Genomic DNA, 19,203 nt, shown 5'->3' with positions numbered 1-19,203 from the left:
TATATTTTTCATTTTAAATTGGGTTATTTTGTTTCTATGCAGCTATAACTGTCAATAACTATAACTTTATGATTTCCTTCGGTTGTAATTGGAATTGTAATGGAATTTGTAAAACGTTCACTAATAGGACCATCGTCCAAATAATAGTAATAGGGAGGTGTTCCTCCTGCTGGAGTAATTAAAATTCCTCCGTTATCTTTATAGCATTTTGGCTGTACTGGAGTAGCTTTATACGAAAACTTACTTGAAGTATTAATTGTAAAAGGTAGCGAAGAAATAGCACTAGCACCTATTTCGACATTATCGTCTGAAAGGCTTTGATTTTGATATCTTATTACATATTCTCCAGCAGCATGATTACTCCATGTGTAAGAATTATTAGCAAGTTCATTTTTCTTTACAAAGATGCTTTTTGAAAATTGTAAATTCTCGCCAATTTTTTTATAAATGGTGATTAGAAATTTATCAGTGTCCTTAAGTGCTGGTTCTGACTTAAAACTAAGAGTAACGCTGCCTGTTGATTGTCCAAAGCATTTTACCATATCTGTAGCAGGAGGATTTACGGCTAATTCAGGCGAACATCCAATAATTTTATAAGGCATTATATTTGTAAAGTTTGTTTGATAACCAGCCTGGAAATAAATATCTTTCTGATTAGTATAGCCTTCTAAATCTTTAACTTTAAAAGTTATTGTCGTTTTTGCTTGATAATTAGCAGGGAAGTTTCTCCAAATTCCATCACTAAATCTATAGCGCCAATTCCAGCCTCCTTTCAAGGTTAGATTATCTGAAGCACAAGTTTCTGTGGTTCCTCCAGCTTCAGGGTCTTGTATGTGGATTCCCATAACTTCAGAATCGGCAAAGCATCCGCCCAAATAGGCAATCAAAAAATTGTCTTTATTATAAGGTCTTGTTTCATAAGATGTATTTACATCATAAGGTATTCTACAATCCTGTCCGTCTTTATTACCAGCCGTGGATGATCTGAATCTTATTTGCGTTGGATTGTCTGTAACATAGAAAAAATCATATTCTATAACAACACTGCTACTGGTGTTGCTGCTTTTTGAAATTTGCTTGCTTCCTATTATAACGGTATGATTTCCAGCATGACTTCCGTTCCATCCTTGCGAAGGAGTAAAGACAGTCTTTATTAAGACACCATGTTCTTGAGCATTTGAATTGAAACAAATGATAAGGAAAATAAAAAGGAGTAGTTTTTTTATCATAATTCTGGTTTTTCAATGCATTCTTTACTGTCAATTACTGTGATTTTATAATCTCCATCAGGCATATTATTTGGGATTATATAAGGGCTTTCAAAACGATGCTTATTTTCAATAGTTTCATTACCTAGGTAATAGTAATAAGGCTTTGTTCCTCCCGATGCAGAAATTTGAATTTTAATTTCATCACATCCTGTATTTATAGCTTTTGTTTCGAATTTTAATGGAGTGGGATTTCCAATTGTAAAGGATTTAGTTGTAATAGCACTTAACCCAACATTTTCATTTGTATCATTAAGACTTTGTGCTTGGTATTTTATAATGTAAGTACCAGTTGCTAGATTATCCCAGAAAAAGGTATTATTGGTAATTTGACCTTTAGATACAAATAAACTTTTAATAAATTCTGGTGGAGTATTATCATAGAAAATATTAAACAAAAAACGATTATTATCTTTAAGTTCCGATTTAAACTTTAGTTCTACTCCGCCATTTGATTGATATATACATTTTGTGTCAACAGCTACTGGGTCACCATTAAGTTCAGGAGAACATCCAATAATGTTGTATGTAATTACATTTGTAAAATTGTTTTGGTATCCAGCTCTAAAAAATATTTGCGATTTTCCTTCATATCCAGTTAAATCGGTTAATTTAAAATGAACAGCTGTTTGCGCCTGATATTGCGCCGGCAGTGGAGTCCAGTTTCCAGTGCTGTATCTGTATTCGTAATTCCATCCATTATAAAGGGTTATAATTTCATCTGCACAAACATTATTATTTTCCGGTTGATTAAGATGTATTGTGTATACATTTGAATATCCTAAACATCCGTCAAAATAATCTTCTGTAGCAATTCTAATGTCATATTGATTAGTAGACTGCATTGAACATGTCATGCCAGTATTATACTGTTCGTATGAAAAAAAAGATATTTTATTAATATCTGTCACGTAATAGAAATTGTAAATTTCTCGCTCCTCATTAAGGGGCAACATATTACCTGTAGTGAAACGAGTTTCATTGTCTTTTTTTCCTTCAATTGTAAAAACTGTATTAACGGCATAAGGTTTTTTAGGATACAATATTGTTTTAACTAATACCCCATAATCATTTTGGGCGTGGATACTCGCGCCGTTTAATAATAAGAATATAAAAAGGAGTAAAATTTTCTTCATAACTATTTATTTTTCAATACATCCATCTTTATCAACTACTGTGATTTTATAGTTTCCATCTATAAATTGAGTTGGTATTGTATATGGGCTAGTAAATTCATGTCTATCATCGAAACTTTCATGTCCCATGTAATAAGAATAAGGCGTTCTTCCTCCTTTAGCAGTAATTTGTATCCGACCAAAATCATCATTACATGCGGGTTGTACTATGTCAATTTCAAATTCCAGTTTTTGTTTAGGAGTAATTGTGAACGTCAAATTTTTAACGGCTTCTGATGGAACATTGTTTCCCAATTGTGTTTGATAACTGAAATTATATGTCCCTGGAGGAATATTTTTCCATTTGTATACATAATCTGTTACTTTTTCAACGTCAGCGTCTAGAGATGTTGAAGAGGTATATAAATCGGTTCCCAACTGATTTCGGCTGAATAGAAATTTTTCATTATTTTCTGAAACTAATTTTCTGCTAAATGTTAATAGAACTTCACCATTACTGTAATTGCAGGTTGTAATATTAGGAGACGAAATACTCACAGTCGGAGAACAAGGATCTATCTTGTAAGTAACAATATTTGAATAGATATTTTCATCAGTTATACTAGGATCCCAATCGATTAATGCACGGAAAAAAATATTTCCGAAGTAATTGTTTAAAGCAGGAAAATTAGCTTTGACAAATTCATAGTTTTGGTTGAAACTTGTAACTACATTTGTACGGGTAAAATTGATTCCATCAATACTATATTCCCAATAAAACTTCTGAGGACCTGTACATCCTGTGGCTATAAGTGAAACTTTGTCACAAAACGAGTTATTAGTGGCACTGGGTTTAGGTATAACCTCGCTGCTAATTAATTCAAATTCAGGAATATTAACATTCATAGTAGTAAAAGTACTTTGCCCTTTACCTTTTTCGCAGTTGCTCATATTTGATACCCATAAAATGACATGTTCTTGAGATTGTTGCTCTGTGTAATCAAGGTATACTATAAAATAATAGTGATAATCAGTTGGTTTTTGATTAAATATTAGATATTCACCATATGTGCCAGTTTCCTTAACAGGTTTAAGCCATTTGCCATCTGCTCCTAAAATTTCATAATTCAATTCATTTACGGCTCCTCCAGAATAAATTGGAGGCAGTGAATAATTATTATAACCACCCATATTACTTTTCATAATATAGGTTTGTGAATATATCTGTTGGCAAAAACAAATAGTAAAGAAAATATATAGTATTTTTTTTATCATAATTATTATTTTTCGATACAGTCATTATCGTCCACTACGGTTACTTTATAATCTCCATCAGGCATACTAGTCGGAATGATATAAGGACTTTCGAAAGGGTGCTTATCTTTAACAGTTTCATTACCTAGATAGTAGTAATAGGAATGTGTGCCTCCTGAAGCAGACACTTGGATTTTTATTTCACCACATCCTGTTTGTATTGCCTTTGCTTCAAATTTTAAAGGTTCTGGATTTTCTATTTTGAATGAAGGAATATCAACGGTGCTTAGGCCGTCTATTTTCTCATTAGGATCAGTACTTCTTTGTGCTTGATATTTAATAATATAATTTCCCGGTGCTAAATTCTCCCAAACATAAGTATTGTTTGAGATGGAACTTTTAGGAACTTTTAGACTTTTAATAAATTCTGGAGGAGATGTATTCTTAAAGATATTGAAAAGAAAAACATCACCATCAACAAGTTCAGATTGAAACTTTAAAGTTACAGTTCCGGTAGATTGATTATAACATTTTGGATTAGTTGTAGGTGGAGCTCCGCCAACATATTGCGGAGAACATTCTGTAACAGTATAAGTTGTTATATTAGAAGGATAACTTACTATTTTTCCAGTTTTTAAGTTTTCATAACTCACAACAAATCGTATCAAGATATTTCCAGTATAGTTATTGAAACCGGGTAATTCTTTTGGAATAAAACTTAATCCATTAATCGTATAATGTGTGCCATAATTAAAAAAGCTCCATTGAGTATCAGTACTCTTCATATACTGCCATGAGTAATCTGCATTTGTAATGTTTACATATTTGTCAATTGAAATTCTCTGGCAGTTTCCAATAGTAGCTTCAGGGATAGGTAAATCTAAAACTAAAAAGCTTGAAGCTGCATGACATAAATAGAAAACCGGACTTTGTTGAAAAGTAAAACTCCCGTGAGTAGTTTCATTGCATTCAGGTCCTCCAATAATAGTGGGTTTGACCCTGTTAAAGGCGCTGGCAGAAAAACTTACTGGATAATTGGTTTTGTTTAATGTTACTAAATCATAAAAATATTTCTCATTATCATCATTATTTGCGATATCATAAGAAAAACTACGTGAAGTAGAACCGGTAGGAGACAAAGTCAAATTATAAGTATTTGTTTTTACATCATTACTATATTTAGTCAAAGTAGTCTCCACCAAGATTTGGCTTGTCTGGCAATACAAGAGATTGGTGAGTACTAAAAAGAAAGTAAGAAGTAATTTTTTTATCATAATTATTATTTTTCAATACAGTCTTTACTATCAATTACTGTGATTTTATAGTTCCCATCTTCAAATTGAGTTGGTAGTGTATAAGGACTTGTAAATGCATGTTTATTGTCTATAGTTTCATCTCCCATGTAATAGAAATAAGGCGGATTACCTCCTTTTGCAGCAATTTTTATCTGACCGAAATTGTTATTACATGCAGGTTGTGAGATAGTTACTTCAAATTCTAGTTTTTGCTTAGGAGTAATTGTAAATGTTAGATTGCTTACAGCCTCAGAAGGTAAATTATTTCCTAATTGTGTTTGATAACTAAAATTATATGTACCGGCTGGGATATTTTTCCATTTATATATTTTATCAGTTACTTTTTCAACATCTGGACTTAGAGATGTTGAAGAGACAAATAAATCACTTCCTGCTATATTGCGACTGAATAGTAGTTTTTCATTATTATTTGAATCCAAAGCTCTGCTAAATGTAAATACAACATCACCATTACTGTAATTACACGTTGTGTAGTTAGGAGATGAAATATTTACTGTTGGTGAGCAAGAATTTATTTTGTAAGTAACAATATTCGAATAGATGTTTTCATCAGTAATAGTTGGATCCCAATCGATTAATACACGGAAAAAAATATTTCCGAAATAATTGTTTAAAGCAGGAAAATTAGCCTTAATAAATTCATAGTTTTGGTTAAAGCCTGTAACTGCATTTGTACGTGTAAAATTGACTCCGTCAGTACTATATTCCCAATAAAATTTCTGTGTACCAGTACAGCCAACTGCAGCCAGAGAAACTTTGTCACAAAAAGAATTTGTAACTGCTGTTGGTTCGGTTAATACTTTATTACTGATAACCCAATTACAATCAGTTGGTTTTAAAGAAATTCTATCTCCACAAGTGGGAGGAGAGCGCCAATCACAATTGAAGCCAGTTTCGGCCATGGTCACCAGCTCTATGTAAGTTGGAAATTTATCGAAAACAAAAAAGTTATTATATTCAGCTATTGGGTTTATGACTGTATTTCCCGAAAGGTAATAGTAAGATTGCACGATTACACAATCTGAAGTAAGACAAATACTCGGACCGTTGTATCGAAGTAAAAATAATTCTTGTGAATGACTTTTAGAACATAATAAAAGTATAGTAAGAATAAGGATATACTTATTCCTAATTTTTAATACGTTAAAAAGTAAAAATCTATTCATATACTAGAACTTTACACTATAAAAATCCATTTTAGACATTCTTCCGTCTTTTGAGACAGCTCTAATTCCATACTTGTAATTTGTATTAATGGTAATTGTTGGATCAGAAAGACGTTTAACATTTCCAGTAACAACTTGAATTAACTGCAAAGGTTCTTTATCTGAACCTTTGTAGATTTCAAATTTATCAGCATTTGTCCCAGTGTATTCCCAAGATAAATCAATAGTGTTGTTCATTTTATTAGGTTGGGCAAAGAAACCTTTTACAGCATTTAAAAGTGAAGACTTAGGAACAAACAAGGCTACTTCTGGTGAGGGATTAGAAACTAAGTTACTCTCATCTTTTGCAAAAATGGCATAACGATAAGTATTGCCTTCCACTACAGTTTTGTCCTGATATTTTTCTTCTTTATTTTTGGTTTCATACAATAGTGACCAATCTGTTTGATCGTTTTCTTTTCTGTATAACTGATGTATTGCCACATCTTCACTTTGGCTGTTTATCCATTCAAGAAAAATTGATCCGTTTCTGATTTCATAATTTGAAAAAATAGGAGAAGTAGGAGGAACTACATCTGGTTTTTTTAGAATTAATGGTTCAGAAAATGGAGACATATTATAATGTGTATCCACAGCGATAACTTTATAATATACTTTGCTATTCAAACTTTTGATGACTACTTTGTCTTCAAAATTGTTAGGTTCGCTAGGGCTTATTGTTAACTGGCTGTATTCTTCATCAGGATTATGTGCCTTATAAATTCGATATCCCATTAAATCTTTCTCTTTGTTTGGAGTCCAAGTAATTTTTACCACTCCTAAACTATCAATCACTCCTTTTAATCCTATAGGTTTAGCAGGCGGAATTGAATCTACGGGTTGTACAAGCATTGGAAAAGAAGCTCTATTACTTCCGTTTTTTCCTATTGCAGTTAATATGAAATAATTCGTAGGATTTAGTTTGTTGTAAACAACATTCCTAGCTTTAGCAGGGATATTTTTAATAACCGTCGTGTATTTGTCATCATCTCGATCAGAACGTTTAAGTTCGAAACCAGTAATTTCATTGTCTCCTTCTTCAGGAAATTCCCAGATTAAATTTACAGTAGTTTCATTCTTAAATTCTTTTACGGTAAGATGAGGTACATATTGTAATATTGATTTGCCTTTTCCTGAAATTACTTCAGAATAGGGACCTAATTCTCCAAAAGAAGTAATACCTTGAATTCTATAACTGTATTGCGCACTGTTGACAATAGAATCTACATAGAAGAATTTGCTGTTATTCTCATTTTGCTGGTTTAAACTTGTATAGGGTTTGTCTGTAACTCTTTTAAAGTTCTTTTTATCTGTTGAACGTTCTACATAATAACTGCCGTAAATATGAGAGAGTATTTTGTAATTCCAGCTCAGCATAGCATTTTTATCCATAAAATGAGCAGTGAAATCCATTGGTTTTGGTAAGGGTTCATAATCTTTTAAACCAATAAATATTCCGCCATAATCAATATGCATTTGTTCTTCAGGAACATTTGAAGAAATTCTGTAAGCATATTTTTCATTTGGTTTTACAGTTTTATCTTCAAAACCTAACCCTGCTTTTTTGGCAATTTCAAAGTCTTTGTCAGCAGAAAATAATGCAAACGTGAATCTCTGCTCATTTTCTTGAGAAAGGTTTACTATTGATTCTAAATTAGTAGTACCGCCAACCTCAAAACTTTCTCCATAAATGGCTTGCGCAACAATTGCAGCATTATCATTTTCATCAATTAGTTTTTCCCATAATTCTACAGCTTCAGGTTTAGAAACTTGTGCCAAAATCATTTTTTCAGGTTTTTGGAGTGTTTTATTATCGCGGGTTACCGTATATCTTTCAACTAAATAGCCATAAGTATTCAGCTTTTTCCAAGCAATAGGATCATTTACTGCCCATCGCAATAAGATTCTATCTTTTTGTACTCGTGCAATTACCTCTATTCCAATTTTTTTATCAACTGGAATAGAATCTTTTGCTGTATTTTGTTGTGCGTAATTGGTGTGAATTATTGTAAAAACAAGTACAATTAAAAATTTAAGCTTCATGCTAATTTGTTTTATTGAATGTAAAAATTGAACTAGTTCCTGCTTGTCCGCCTGGAAGAGTATAGTTTAATTTAATATTATATTTTCCGTCTCTTATCATTGGGAAAGTTCCATTTATGAGGTAACTGTATTTATCGATCATAGTCTGGTTTTGACTATTCAGATATTTATTGACAACTTTGTACTGTATCGCCAGGAAGTCAGTTTTATAATAATATGGCTGATTGTAACGATATGGCAGTCTTTCTTTTAAATAAGCATTTGATGGATCATTTGACAAGTAAGATTGATACCAGGTTAAAAGTTCAACTCCTTTTGTTGGAGGAAGCCCTAAAATGTTTGTGTCTCTATTGAATGTTATTCCTGCTTCAACTGGATAAATTTTATAAATTAAAGGGTAGATGTTGTTTTTATAATAATCATCATCCAAAAGTGCCTCTGCTTTTATCAATGGTATATTTTGACTTTTTGCATTACCCACAATTTCGATTTCATCAAATGGTTCTGTCGTTGCATTTTCTGCGTGTAAAGCATGAACATCAGAATAAATGATTTCTATATAAGTGTTTTTTGCTTTTTTAGCAGTCATTTTTTCTTGGAATGTATTGTACTGACTTGTACTGAAATTATATTGTAATAATTCAATATCATCACCAGCTGTAACAGTTCCGTTTAATTGATTGCTTTTTGTATCAACACTTACATCTTGATCTAAATTTTGTGTTGTATAAGATTCAGATAAATTTGAGTTTCCATCAGTCTTTTTCTGTAATGTTTTTAAAGATAAATTATATGCTTTAGACGTTTGCAACGCTGGTATATCTACAATAACTTTTCTTTGATTGCTATCATACGAAATAGCGCCTGTACCTGTTTTGTCTCCAGTTTTGTAAAACGCTTTTTGTGATTGTCCGTCTTTTAATTCAAATAAATAAGGTTGTCCTTGTTTTAAGACAACATAAGCTTGTTTCGATTCATTTTGATATACATACTTTTGATCAAAAACAGGGTACGAGTATACAATGTTATTCACAGGAATATTATTAGGAGCTGTGCCAGTTGTAAAATTCCTTGTTTCTGTTTCAACGGCAATCTGTCCTTCATCATATACTGTTTTCCAAAGTCCGTTTACTCTTTCTTGAAAACTTACTTTTACAGTTAAAGTTAAATTGGTATTTGGAGGTAAAATATCAAAAGAGTTAAAGCTCACTAAATCTCTATTTTCATTCCAGCTTAAATCTCCAACAATTGGAGTCCCATCTTTTTTGATAGTGTATTCTTCAAGTTTAAGCATATATGTTTTCACGCCTGAATCTTCTTCAATGTTAAATATTTTATCGATCGGCATATTAAATCCAACTTGAGGAACTGTAAATACATCCACATCTTTTGCTCCCTCAGATGGGTTGATATCTGCAATAGATTTTAATCCACCTAATGGACTATCGGTTATAAATTCACATTCTTTTCCAAATTCTAGTTTAAATCTAAAACTACCTTTAACAGCTCCCCCTAAGAGGTTAAAGTATCCTCCTAGATATCCTCTCAGCCATACGGGATTAGGTAATTTGGCCTGCAGTAGTACTGCACCACCACCTTTTATAATCGAGATTTTTTTTCGTATGGTAAATAGTTTGATTTTTATACCAAGTTCACCTTGAAGGTAAGCGTATGATTGACCATTTGCATACCAGCCGTTTATACCAATTTGTCCAGAACCTTTACATTGTGCTTCGCCATAGTCTTTTACCATAATGTCGAAACCAAAACCAGCTTGGAAGTTGGCATAAAATATTAAGAAAGTTAAATCACCAGTTTTAATACTAAAGTCTGCTCCAAAAGCAAAACCTTTTCCTGACGCAATGTTGTTTTCATCACGCATATAATCTAACTTGGCAACGTCGAGACCTAATATTTCAGCAACGATATCTGGCGGAGGTGGGCTTCCTGGAATATCATCACCAATCATAAAGTAACCTCCAGTTTCAACTTCTATAGATCCAATACCCATTTTGAGTCCCAGTCTGTCTGTTGGGGTTCCCATGTGTATGTACCATTTATCTGGAGCAAAATGCAGTACTGCCCATCCAGCTCTATTTTTAGACGCTCTTCCTTTTATAATTCCACCAGCAACTTCTACATACAAATCGAAAGTTCCATGAAGCGTGTGAGAAGTAAAATCATATTCTATAGCAGCGTAAGCATTTAATCCAGCCTGACCAGATACTGCATCTGGATATACTTGTTTCGAAGCCTCAATAAGATTGGACTCCTTAATTTTATCTAGAGCTCCTTTTACTAATTTATTTTCTGATGTAACAATTTGTTCTAAGTTCTTTTTTAAAGAGTTGATAGGCACTTTAAATCCAAACTCTTGCATTACGTGACCTTCTCCGTAGATACTGATCCTATTAATCCCTCCATTGTCATTAAATGCAATTTCAAACCCGGCACCTCCCCAGAAAGCATCTGGTTTAGCTGCATTGGCAAAATGAATCATTGCTTTTATTCCTAAAGAAGAAGGTTCGTCTGGAACATATTGTGCTCCAGATGCTGTAAAAGAAGAGCTGAAACCTTCTTTTTTCATATTATAATATGCGCCTCCGCCGAAACCTTTAATAACAAATGCGCTGCAGGGAATATTTAAATTATCGGCCATAGCATCTACGTACCAATATCTGAAGTTGTCTTTTTTACCAAAAATGGCATTTGCCTCAACTTTAATACCGCCTTTAAATTCTGCTTTTAGATTTCCTTTAAAACCTTTTCCGTAAACAGGATCATTATCCATTATGATAATGCTTCCAGCAAATTTTGCTCCCCCTATATCGGCACTTAAATCTATTCGTTCAAATTTGACATAATCAAATTTCCATTTTTGAATCCCGTCATTTTCATTGAATTTGCCGACAAGATCAAACTTAGTGCGCCCATTAAACTGATTTTTCATCAGATTTATAGATAAATCAAGTCTTAATCTAGCCGAATTATCATCGGCAATTAATGCAATTTCATGAATCGTTATAGGGAAATTAGCTACTTTTGAAGCGCCTGGAGCATCTTCGAAGGTGTTTTTGTAACCGAAATAATCAGTTTTAATTATTGGAGTTACAGTCTGCAGCTGTAAATTTTGAAATTCTATACCTTGAAAGAGAAGAATCTTTTTTGATTCATCTTCAGTTTCAGATTCTTTAGGCTTTATAGTTTCAACATCTGCAAATTCTCCCCCTTTGGTGTCTTTGTTGTCTTCAACATCAGTCAGGAGATAAGTTTTAGGAATTCGGTCAGGAGAAATTTCATCCTTATCATCTTCTACCTCGCTCTTTTCTACTAATGCTGATTTTATGGTAAGTCTACCGTTTAGCAGTGCTTTTGGTAAAAACTTTCCTTCTTTTACCTTTAGTTCTACATAGGAACCTGTATCAATTTGGGCTGTTCCTTTGAATGCTGAAAAGCAAAGGTTTTTACTTATTTCTGCCTTTAAAAGATATTCATGATCTACGGGGTTAATTAAGGCATTATAAGCTAAGTTAACGGCTGAGCCATCTTTACAGCTTCCGTTTTTTCCAGAAATAGGAAGAACAATGTCTCCATTAAACCCTCCTGCAACTAAATTATTTGCTTTAAAGCCTAAACTTATTCCGTTTACAGAAAAAGACCAGCCATTAGCACTACCTTCGGTAAGATTAATAATATTATTGGCAGAAAAAGTGCCAGAAACACCCATTCCGTCAATAATTAAATCTTTTGCTTCAAATGCAATTCTTTTTCCTTCTTTCCTTAATTTGAATTCTTTAGGCAGTGTAATTTCTACGCTTTTGGCATATAAGCCTCTCCAAAGGGTTTCATTTCCAGGAATTAAATATTCCTCTTTATAATTTGGAGGCCAATTAACATTTTCGGGATTTTTAAGGTCGCTAAGGTCAATTTTCGCTTGCTTGACTTCAAAACATAAACCTGAAAAATTTGTAATTTGAAATTTTGGAAGTGACAACTCTATTAAAATATCATTCCAATTTGATGCTTTTGTAGAAAATGTTCCAACTACAGATTTTTTTTCTATTATATTATTATTCGAATCAACAGGTAAAATTATTTTCTGTGAAAACTGAACATCAGCTGTAATTCCCAACTCTTTAAAACCATTACAATCAATAGTTACATAAGTTTTGTTTTCAACTTTTCCAGTTGTCATATTCATGCCTCCTTTTAAGACAAGTATAGATTTATCACCTAAAATGGGAATAGGAACATCACCTAGTAAGATTAAATTAGTATCACCAGTTAATCCTCCTTTGTGGGATAGCTTAATATTATTGGCACCAAAAAATAATTCTTTTTGTAAACCAGTAGAATCTGCCTGAGGTATAATTATTCTAACAAAAGCGGTTAATTCAGTATATTTAGGTGTAAACTTAGCATTACTGATTCCTAACATATATTGAATACCTCCAATTGTCTTCTTGATACCAAGAGGAAGCATTGCTAATTTTTTTGGTTCAAGAAAATCAGTAACATTACTGTTTTTATCGATTTCTTGGAAAGTTGCTTTTGCTTTATTTAAATCATCATTAGTTTCCTGTGCTATTGGGAAGTTTTTCTTTAAATAGCTGTTGGTAAACTCGCTTTCAGAAGTTTGATAATACTGAAAAGATTTAGTTGTTGAATTGAGTAGAACATTACTTGAAATAATGTTATTTGCAGGAAGAGGTTTCTTCTTATTACTTATTGTATCAAGATAAGTATGAGAAAAACTATTAAAACTTAAAAGAAATAAAACGATACTTAATACAAAAGAAGTATACTTTGAAGTAATTTTTTTCAATTTATAGTAGGTTTGGTTATGTTTTTGGAGAAAAGGGGATCAGGTATAGATGTGATTTTTAACAGAAAAGATTTGCTTTTTTATACACAAATTGGGATTCTAATTTGTTAAAAATCAAGCTATTTAAAGAGTAAAGTTTCTATTCATACTTTAAGATTTGGGTTAGTTTAAAACGTAATAGACTATTAAAATTTTGCCAAAAGTAGAAATTAAATTAAATAAAACCTTACGGTTTTCCACATTTTGAATAAAAAAAGCTCCAGATAATTCTGGAGCTTAAAATATTTTTAGTATATTATATGTATTATTCTTCTTTCATAGTATGATAAACGTTCATAACATCATCATCTTCTTCGATTTTTTCGATTAATTTTTCAACGTCAGCGATTTGAGCTTCAGTTAATTCTTTTGTAATTTGCGGAATACGTTCAAAACCAGAAGATAAAATTTCAAGACCTCTGTTTTCTAATTCTTTCTGTAAAGCACCAAAGCTTCCAAAAGGAGCGTAGATTAAAATTCCATCTTCATCTTCAAAAACCTCTTCAGCACCAAAATCGATTAATTCTAACTCTAATTCTTCAGCATCAAGGCCATTATTAGCAATTCTGAAGTTACAAGTGTGGTCAAACATAAACTCAACAGAACCTTGAGTTCCCATTGTTCCATTACATTTGTTAAAGTAGCTTCTAATGTTTGCAACTGTTCTGTTATTGTTGTCAGAAGCAGTTTCAATTAAGATTGCAATTCCGTGAGGAGCGTATCCTTCAAACAAAATTTCTTTATAGTTAGCAGTATCTTTATTACTTGCATTTTTAATCGCGCGCTCCACATTGTCCTTAGGCATGTTGGCCGCTTTCGCGTTTTGTATAACAGCTCTTAATCTAGAATTAGCGTCTGGGTTTGGACCACCTTCTTTAACAGCCATTACGATATCTTTACCAATTCTGGTAAATGTTTTGGCCATTGCTGACCAACGTTTCATTTTTCTTCCTTTTCTAAATTCGAATGCTCTTCCCATTTCTAATTTTTAGTTTTGTGATGCAAAAATACGGTTATTCCTTATTTTTCCAAAAACAAAATTGTTCTTTTTTTGTTTCAGGTTTCAGGTTGAACGGCTTGCGCTGAATTTAACCGCAATCCCGATAGCTATCGGGAGCAAAGGTTTTTATTTAAGGTTGCGCTTATGAACACAAAGTTCGCAAAGCTATATGGATAAAGCTTTGCGAACTTTGCGGTTAAAAAAAATCTCTTACTGTTAAACTTGAAACTTGAAACTTGAAACAAAACCTTTATTTACTCATTCCATTAAATTCATTAATAATGTTTACAGCTTCATTTAGATACGGATTCGTTTTAAGATTATCCATCTGGTCTTGATTAATTGTTTTATCATTCGGATAAGCACCAAGCAAAAGCTGATTTACACTAGAGTTGTAAACATCCAACGGATTATTTTCATCATTAAAAGTGTTAATTTCTGTCCAAAGTGCATTTAGAGCCTTTTGCTGTTTAAAGACAACATCTAAAGTCATAGGAACTTCTGCTTTAGGAGTATTCACAATCTGATCAATTTTTAGATTAATCTTTTTTATATTATTAAAGAAATAGTTATCTGAAAGTCTAGCAGAACTGTTTTTAGCAATTTTGTCTATTAAATTTCGTTTAACATAAGTTTTATATTTTAAAAACGGCTGAAGACTATCATTTTTAATAGCAGTTGGAAAATCACTTTCCTTCTGATAAACATCTTCATAAAATTCAGGCAGTACAACATCAGGTTTCACACCAATATATTGATGACTTTTTCCCGTAATTCTGTAAAACTTATTAATGGTGATTTTTAAGAAATCGGTATTTTTTTCTTCATCAAGTGGCAAAATAGTTTGCATTGTGGCTTTTCCTAGCGTACTGCTTCCCAGTAACAAAGCACGGTTGTAATCCTGCATAATCGAGGAGAAAAATTCGCTTGCAGATGCTGTATTGCTATTAATTAAAACTACAATTGGACCTCGGTAAATAACTCCTTTAAAAGGATCAGTGATAACCGATTTTTCCTGATGATTATCAACCACAATCGAAAGCGGACCGTAATCAACAAACATGCCGGCAAGTTTTATTGCTTCTTCCATAGAACCACCACCATTATCAATTAAATCAATAACAAGTCCTTTTATATCGTCTCTTTCTAGTTTTATAACTTCTCTTGCAACATCATCTGCGCATCCTTTTCGGTTGTTGCCATCTAAATCAGCATAGAAACTTGGAATCTTGATGTAACCAATTTTACTGTCTTTACCGATTATAAAACTGAATACCGAATTTTCTTCGTCTTTCATGACTTGTTTTTCGATATAAACATCAAAGCTTTTACCTGAATTGCGTTTCAAAGTTAGTGTAATATGCTTATTGGCTTCAGACAAAATCATAGTCGAAATGGATTCCAACGAAGCACAAGAAACCTGAAGGGTCTCTTTTTGATTCGAAATAGAAATAATCTGATCACCCTTTTTTACTTGCCCAGTTTGATAAGCTGGGCCTTTCGGATCAACTTCAGCTATAATAATTTCATTTTTTTCATTGAGATTAACCGTCATGCCAAGTGATAAATGCTCTTTAGATAAAGATGCCATAAAACTATTTTTAGAATCATCACTAAAATAAGCCGTATGCGGATCAAAATAAGTACAGAAGAAATTGTATAATTTCTCTTCCTGCTTGGTATTAGTATCTAGCAAAGTGGTAAAACGACAGATTTCATTAGCTAAAATCTTATTTTTAGAAACCTGTTCTATCGATTTAAAATTAGCCTTAATAGAATCTAAATTATCGCTTGTTTCAGCAATATCGTCTAGGATTTGATAGCGCAGTTTTTTAATCCATACTTTCTCTAAATCCTCTTTTTTTAAGTAGAAATCAAAAGATTTTTTGTAAAAACGAATCGTATCTTTTTTTGCATAATCAATTGGGAGTGTCTGAATTTTTTCTAAAACTTTTTTAGTTCTTAAAAGCCCATTAATGTATGATGCTTTAATATCAGTCAAAAAACTACAGTCATTCTTTAAGATTAAGTCATCTAAATTATAGCGGTATCTTTTTGCCAATTCATCATATTCACTTTTATAGAAAATATTGCGGGAAGGATCCAATTCGTTAATCAGGTTGTCAAAAACAAACACAGAAAGACTGTCATCAACAGGTTTAGGTTTAAGATGTTCCGCTTGAATGAGCGCATTTATTTTGTTTATTATTTCACAAGTTTCTGCGCTGTTCTGTCCAAAGAAGATAGTTGATGTCAGCAAAAAAAGGAGTAGTGAAATCTTTTTCATAAACGGAAATTCAGTGTTCTTGATTAAAGTTACACTAATTTTTTTACAAATAATAGTATTTTATCGAAATATCGATGATAAAAAGTTTTTCTCTTTGAAATGCATCTATCAGTAGTTTTATTACTATATTTTGAGTGTAGAGCAAAAAAAAATGCATTACAAACGTAATGCATTCTTATTGTATAATTTAAAAAATTATTTCTTGTAAAAAGGCAGTTTTACCACTTTAGCAGGAACATCATTTTTTCTGATTCTAATAAAAATATCACTGTCAACAGCACTGTTTGCTACAGTAACGTAACCTAAACCAATCCCCTTGTTCATAGAAGGCGACATCGTTCCAGAAGTTACAATTCCGATAACAGCTCCAGAACCATCTACAATTTCGTAATCGTGTCTTGGCACCGCACGTTCCTGCATTTCAAAAGCAACTAATTTTCTGGTAACTCCAGCCTCTTTTTGTTTTTTAAGCGCTTCAGAATTAGTAAAATCTTTAGTGAATTTAGTAATCCATCCTAAACCAGCTTCAAGAGGAGAAGTAGTATCGTTAATATCATTTCCGTATAGGCAGAATCCCATTTCCAAACGTAAAGTATCACGAGCTGCAAGACCAATTGGTTTAATACCGAATGCCTCACCAGCCTCAAAAACTTTATTCCAAACCTGTTCTACCTCATCATTTTTGCAGTAAATTTCAAATCCGCCAGAACCTGTGTAACCTGTAGCAGAAATAATTACATGCTCAATTCCGGCAAAATCACCCACTTCAAAATGGTAGTAAGGAATTGCAGCTAAATTTACAGAAGTTAAAGCCTGCATAGCCTCAACTGCTTTTGGCCCCTGAATTGCTAAAAGAGAATAATCATCAGAAAGGTTTTTCATTTCAACACCCAAATCATTGTGAGACGAAATCCAGTTCCAGTCTTTTTCAATATTCGAAGCATTTACAACCAGTAAATACTGCTCTTCTTTCATTTTATAAATAATCAAATCATCAACAATGCCGCCTTCGTTATTAGGAAGACAAGAATATTGCGCTCTTCCAATTGTCAAAGTCGAAGCATCATTTGAAGTTACTTTCTGAATCAAAGCCAATGCATTTGGACCCGTCAGCAAAAATTCACCCATATGCGAAACGTCAAAAACGCCCACACTATTACGAACCGTTTCATGTTCAGCATTAACCCCTTCATAAGTAATAGGCATGTTATAACCAGCAAAAGGAAGCATTTTTGCTCCTAAACCTTCATGTATGTGCGTAAGCGCAGTATTTTTCATTGTGTTGTTTTATAAAATTGTTTTGCAAATCTATTCAAAAAATATCTAATTTAAATGGCTTAAATTATAAATTTCGCAATAATTAGGAGCAATTCCAGCTTTTCGTTACATCCCGATAGCTATCGGGACATAAAAAAAGCAAAGTTTCTAAAGTTCTAAAAAGAGCTTCTGTTGGTCGCTTTTTTAGAACAAGAAACTTTTGCTTTTTTTACTCCGGGCTTTCCACTTCAAACGAAGTTCACTGAACTCCTATTAAAAATAAAAACATAGTGAAGTAATCTGGGCTAGAAACTCACCGTTCAAAAGATAGATTCATGATTTCAATTTTTTATGTAATTTTAGTATAAAATCAAGTTTAACTATGTTTGTTTAAACAAGTGAAACGCCTTTATACGCAAAATAAAACTATGATTCTATGTGTTTAAAAATTAACCGCAACAACTAAAAGAAGCTAAATGAAGTCTCCATATTTAATCACAAAAGAAGAAATCTTAAAGATATATAAACCTGTAAATCCACAGGCACATAAAGGAACACAAGGTCATGCCGTGATTATTGCCGGAAGCTACGGAAAAGTAGGAGCAGCCGTTTTAGCTTCAAAATCATGCCTAAAATCAGGTTGCGGACTCGTAACGACTTTTATTCCAAAATGCGGTTATCAGATTCTTCAAATTTCGATTCCAGAAGTAATGACCGTAACCGATGAAAATACCAATTTTATTACCAACATTCATTTACCTTTAACACCTCAAGCCATAGGGATTGGCCCAGGAATAGGGAAGGAACTCGGAACACAAAAAGCATTATTCGAATTTTTAAGAATCAATAAAGTTCCGTTAGTCCTCGATGCCGATGCTTTAAACATTATTTCCGAAAATTTATCTTGGTTAGAATTAATTCCCGAAGACACGATTTTAACACCTCATCCAAAAGAATTAGAGCGCCTAATTGGTAAATGGAATTCGGAGTCGGAAAAATTTCAAAAAACAATCGTATTTTCAGAAAAATATAAAGTTATTGTGGTCATGAAAGGCGCACCAACATTCATTATCAACAGAACTTCAGTTTACGAAAACACCACAGGAAATGCAGCGCTAGCAACAGCAGGAAGCGGCGATACTTTAACGGGAATCCTGACAAGTTTGCTCGCACAAGGTTACGAATCGAAATATGCATCAAAATTGGGAGTTTATCTTCATGGATTAACGGCAGATCTTGCATTAACCAAAACAGGTTACGAATCTTTTACAGCTTCAACAATTATTAAATATTTAGGAAAAGCTTTTCTTGAATTAGGAAATGTGCCAATTTGATAATTACACGTGCAGTTTGTCATCCTGAGGAACGAAGGATCACACTAGAAACTCCACACAGTAACCATAAAGTAATTCTTCAATCTTTATCGAGCTCCTAGTGAGATTCTTCGTTTCTGAGGATGACAAAAATGTGAATAATTCTTTGTGAACTTAAAAAAGCAAAGCAAACTCAAAAAAAAACCTTCGTGAACTTTGCGTTAAAAACTTTGCGCTCTTTGCGTTAAAAAACTTCTTACAATAAAAAAATCTAAAATCTA

General features: G+C 32.6%; 11 protein-coding genes. 1 reads left to right on the top strand and 10 read right to left on the bottom strand.

All coding sequences use genetic code 11. The annotated features are described in order from the left end of the window. Window positions 1-23 precede the first annotated feature (23 nt). From GSY47_RS12600 to gcvT, 10 genes are all read right to left on the bottom strand, one after another. Entirely contained in the window at window positions 24-1,229 is a 1,206-nt protein-coding gene (locus tag GSY47_RS12600) for a SprB repeat-containing protein (RefSeq protein WP_179004021.1), read from the bottom strand. Beyond that, window positions 1,226-2,404, bottom strand: a complete 1,179-nt coding sequence (locus GSY47_RS12595) for a hypothetical protein (RefSeq protein WP_179004020.1) — start codon at window positions 2,402-2,404, stop codon at window positions 1,226-1,228. The genes GSY47_RS12600 and GSY47_RS12595 overlap by 4 nt, the downstream gene beginning before the upstream one ends. 6 nt (window positions 2,405-2,410) lie before the next feature. Beyond that, a complete protein-coding gene (locus GSY47_RS12590) occupies window positions 2,411-3,586 on the bottom strand; it encodes a hypothetical protein (protein WP_179004019.1) in 1,176 nt (391 codons plus the stop codon). Between the two features lie 77 nt (window positions 3,587-3,663). Further along, on the bottom strand, window positions 3,664-4,911 hold the full coding sequence (locus GSY47_RS12585) for a hypothetical protein (RefSeq protein WP_179004018.1): 1,248 nt from the start codon (window positions 4,909-4,911) through the stop codon (window positions 3,664-3,666). A gap of 5 nt (window positions 4,912-4,916) precedes the next feature. Next, complete coding sequence (locus GSY47_RS12580) at window positions 4,917-5,855, bottom strand: hypothetical protein (protein WP_219071401.1); 939 nt, start codon at window positions 5,853-5,855, stop codon at window positions 4,917-4,919. A 267-nt stretch (window positions 5,856-6,122) separates the two neighbouring features. After that, window positions 6,123-8,201 (bottom strand): fibronectin type III domain-containing protein, encoded by a 2,079-nt coding sequence (locus GSY47_RS12575; protein WP_179004016.1) that lies wholly within the window; start codon window positions 8,199-8,201, stop codon window positions 6,123-6,125. Window position 8,202: 1 nt separating this feature from the next. Beyond that, window positions 8,203-13,026, bottom strand: coding sequence for a hypothetical protein (locus GSY47_RS12570; RefSeq protein WP_179004015.1), 4,824 nt, complete (start codon window positions 13,024-13,026; stop codon window positions 8,203-8,205). A 304-nt stretch (window positions 13,027-13,330) separates the two neighbouring features. Next, the gene (locus tag GSY47_RS12565; protein ID WP_026729302.1) at window positions 13,331-14,044 is read right to left on the bottom strand and encodes a YebC/PmpR family DNA-binding transcriptional regulator; all 714 of its coding nucleotides are present in this window, start codon (window positions 14,042-14,044) and stop codon (window positions 13,331-13,333) included. 271 nt (window positions 14,045-14,315) lie between these two features. After that, a complete protein-coding gene (locus tag GSY47_RS12560) occupies window positions 14,316-16,352 on the bottom strand; it encodes a S41 family peptidase (RefSeq protein WP_179004014.1) in 2,037 nt (678 codons plus the stop codon). 195 nt (window positions 16,353-16,547) lie between these two features. Beyond that, window positions 16,548-17,630: a glycine cleavage system aminomethyltransferase GcvT gene (gene gcvT / locus GSY47_RS12555; RefSeq protein ID WP_179004013.1), complete on the bottom strand. Its 1,083-nt coding sequence runs from the start codon at window positions 17,628-17,630 to the stop codon at window positions 16,548-16,550. Between the two features lie 455 nt (window positions 17,631-18,085). On the opposite strand from gcvT, the gene GSY47_RS12550 reads away from it, so the two are divergent. Further along, window positions 18,086-18,943: an NAD(P)H-hydrate dehydratase gene (locus GSY47_RS12550; RefSeq protein ID WP_179004012.1), complete on the top strand. Its 858-nt coding sequence runs from the start codon at window positions 18,086-18,088 to the stop codon at window positions 18,941-18,943. Window positions 18,944-19,203: the final 260 nt, after the last annotated feature.

The sequence above is a fragment of the Flavobacterium quisquiliarum genome (genome assembly GCF_019308285.1).
GTDB lineage: Bacteria > Bacteroidota > Bacteroidia > Flavobacteriales > Flavobacteriaceae > Flavobacterium > Flavobacterium quisquiliarum.
This window is presented reverse-complemented; position numbering and strand designations above follow the sequence as displayed.